The sequence below is a fragment of the Halobacillus sp. BBL2006 genome (assembly GCF_000786645.1).
Classification (GTDB): Bacteria; Bacillota; Bacilli; order Bacillales; family Halobacillaceae; genus Halobacillus.
Window position 1 is genome coordinate 1 of the sequence record NZ_JRNX01000671.1, and the last position, 3,299, is coordinate 3,299.

At 39.5% G+C, this 3,299-nt stretch carries 3 protein-coding genes; 2 read left to right on the forward strand and 1 reads right to left on the reverse strand.

Annotation, left to right across the window (positions count from 1 at the left end):
* Positions 1–137: 137 nt before the first annotated feature.
* Both LD39_RS18045 and LD39_RS18050 read left to right on the forward strand, forming a co-directional pair.
* Positions 138–2,042, forward strand: a complete 1,905-nt coding sequence (locus tag LD39_RS18045) for an LTA synthase family protein (protein ID WP_035551142.1) — start codon at positions 138–140, stop codon at positions 2,040–2,042.
* 195 nt (positions 2,043–2,237) lie between these two features.
* A complete protein-coding gene (locus tag LD39_RS18050; protein WP_035551145.1) occupies positions 2,238–2,684 on the forward strand; it encodes a YueI family protein in 447 nt (148 codons plus the stop codon).
* A gap of 89 nt (positions 2,685–2,773) precedes the next feature.
* Here LD39_RS18050 and LD39_RS18055 read toward each other — a convergent pair.
* A partial coding sequence (locus LD39_RS18055; protein WP_035551148.1) for a sulfite exporter TauE/SafE family protein occupies positions 2,774–3,299 on the reverse strand: 526 nt, incomplete at its 5' end.

The window sequence follows — 3,299 nt, forward strand, 5'->3', positions numbered from 1 at the left end:
TTGTTTATTTTTTCTTTACAAACCTTTGATACGGCTATTACAAATGTGGCGTAAGTGTTAAACTATAAAATTTTGGTACAAAAAGCTGTTCAGATGGTGTAAAATGGGGTAATGTAAAATTTAACGGAGGTTTTACAATGTTTACAAAAAATAAATATTTTAATAAAAACACTGCATTCAAATTGATAGCTTATGCCGTTGTCATCGGAATGTTTTGGCTTAAAATGTCTTATATACAAAGTAATATCTTTTCATTGAATGTTGAAAACGCTAATGAAGCTAGCATTCTAGCATTCAATCCATTGAGTAGTATATTCCTAATATTCGGTATAGGAATATTGCTTGGTGGACGGAGGGGAATGTTAGTTTCCTATATTCTCGGGTCGCTGCTTCTTTATGTAAACATTCTATTCTACCGTGAGTACAATGATTTCATCACTATTCCTATGTTGAACCAGGTGGCTAACTTGGCCGGGATGGGAAGTAGTATCCAGACGATTTTGGATTTCAGTGACCTCCTTCTATTTGTGGACGTGCTGATTGCTGCATTTTTACTGTTCTATCTAAAACCTGAACGCTTATCTAAATTCACTCCGAAACGACGTGAAGGCGTGATTTTAGCAATCATTGCAATTCCCTTGTTCATGATTAACCTACAATGGGCAGAGCAAGAGCGTACGGATCTTCTTGAGCGAACGTTCGACCGGAATATGCTCGTCAAATACATCGGCCTCATTAACTATCACGTCTATGATGCGGTCTTGCAAGGTAAAACGGAAATGAAGAAAACGTTAGCAGATAGTAACGAACTTGTGCCTGTCATTAACTATATGAATGAGAATAAACAAGAAGACAGTAACCGCCTTGAGGGCGTGGCTGAAGGTAAAAACGTTATTGCTATCTCTATGGAAAGCACCCAAACTTTCGTTGTTGATAATACATTGCATGAGCAAGAATTGACCCCCTATTTTAATGACTTGAAGGAGGAAGGCATCTATTTTGATAACTTCTATCACCAAGTCAAGCAAGGGCGAACGTCTGATTCTGAGTTCCTTCTTGCTAACTCAATGTACCCGTTGAACCGTGGCGCAGTTTTCTTTACACACTCTGGTAATGAGTATGAAGGATTGCCATCGCTTTTAAGTGAAAACGGCTATTTCACAAATGTGATGCACGCTAATGACAAGACTTTCTGGAACCGAAACGTCATGTATGATTCTCTAGGGTACGATGATTTCTTTTCGAAGGAAGATTACGAAGTTACTCCTGAAAAGTCCCATGGATGGGGTTATTTAGATGAATACTTCTTCTCTGATTCTTTGGATAAGATGAAAGAGATGGATAAACCATTTTACTCTAAACTGATCACGCTGACGAACCACTATCCGTTCTCACTGCCTGAAGATAAAAAATTAATAGAAGAAGGGGAGACGTCCAGTGGTACGTTAAATCGTTATTTCCAAACGATTCGTTACCAGGATGAAGCCTTGAAACAGTTTGTAGAAGAATTCAAGCAATCTGAACTATATGACAACACGATTCTTGTGATTTATGGAGATCACTTCGGTATCTCTGAAAATCACCAGCAAGCGATGGGTGAATACCTTGGCAAAGACATCAACGATTATGAGCAGTTCCAATTGCAGCGTGTCCCTCTTCTTATTTATGGTAAAGGTATTGAAGGAGAGAAAAATCATACAGTAGGTGGTCAGATTGATCTTCGACCTACGTTGACTAACTTGTTGGGGATTGAAGACCCTAACCCTGTACAATTTGGACATGATTTGTTGGACAAAGATCGCCGTGAGCTTATGATTACTCGTGATGGTGACTTTGCCAGCGAAGAATACGTTGGTATACAAGGTGTATGTTATGACAGAGAAACAGGTGAAGAGGTAGAAGCGAAGTCATGTGATTCAGGTTTTGATGCGGCTCAGGAAGAGTTGAGCGTTTCGGACTCTGTCATCTATGGTGACCTCTTACGTTACTTGGACGAAACTGAAATGGTCGACACAGAAGGTAAACAAAATAAAAATGATTGATAACAAAGGCTGTCTCTTGAGTGAGACAGCCTTTAGCTTGTAGAGAAACTCTGTGTTTTCTACAAGCTTTCTTTATTATCTAAAGATAATCACCTTTAAACTAAGGGAAAAAGTCCATGAACCTCAGGATGTTTTTTCAAGGATATAAGAGTGTAAGATGTGAATAATAGAAGCAGATTAGATTGAGGTGGAATGATGAAGAAACCAAATGTGGAAGATTATTTACAAGAAGGGATTTATGGAAGCAGGCAAACAAAGCCATTGGAGCGTCGAAGATATCTGGGAACTCTCCGTGAGCGAGTTGTGCTTGCGTTAACAAAATCCCAAGTAATGCAGGAAAAAGGACTTGATGAAATGTCTCAAAAAATGAAAGAACATAAGGATTCACAGCTGTTATTGAACGGTAAAATCAGCTATCGATTTCGTAAGCCATATAACCAATTAGCGGATCAAAATGATATTCATTGTACTGCGGTATCCAATCAAGAGACCGACACAGACCTTGGTGCGATTTTGGCAGTGGATTATCCCATAGAAATTGAAAATATCCATGTTGAAACGATCGAAGCACCTAAGAAGGAAAGTCCTCAAAAAAAGGGCTGGAAGGGATTTTTTAAATCTCTCTTTAAACCTTCAGAGTGAATTATAAAGGTGGTTGCTAATACTATCAGGCTTTCTTATTGCACAGTAAAAAGCAGATGTCCCTGCATTCGGACATCTGCTTTTTAGTCTTAAAATATGTCGGACCATACTTTGATTGTTGTTGCTAAAATAAGCAAAGCTAAGATGGTTTGAAGCACTTTTGTGTTGACCTTTTTACCTGCCATAGCACCTAGTGGAGCAGCAATCAAGCTTGCAATAACCATAATAGCTGCTGGCAAGTATTCGACCTGTCCAGTCGTCACTTTACCTACCGTTGCTCCAATTGAAGAAATTAGCGTAATGGCAAGAGAAGAAGCGATCGTCATGCGCGTTGGTATTTTTAAAACAACAAGCATGATTGGTACGAGTAGAAAGGCTCCTGCTGCTCCTACAATTCCTGCTCCTACACCTACGATGAGGGCGAGGGAAGCTGCAAGCCAGCGATTGAATTTGACTTCATCCAGTGCCTGGTCGTCTAAACCTTTTTTAGGTACGAACATCATAATGGTTGCGATCAAAGCCAAGGTACCGTAAACAATGTTGATGCCGTCCTCTGACATAAATCTTGATCCATAGCCTCCAATGAAGCTGCCGATTAAAATACTGACACCCATA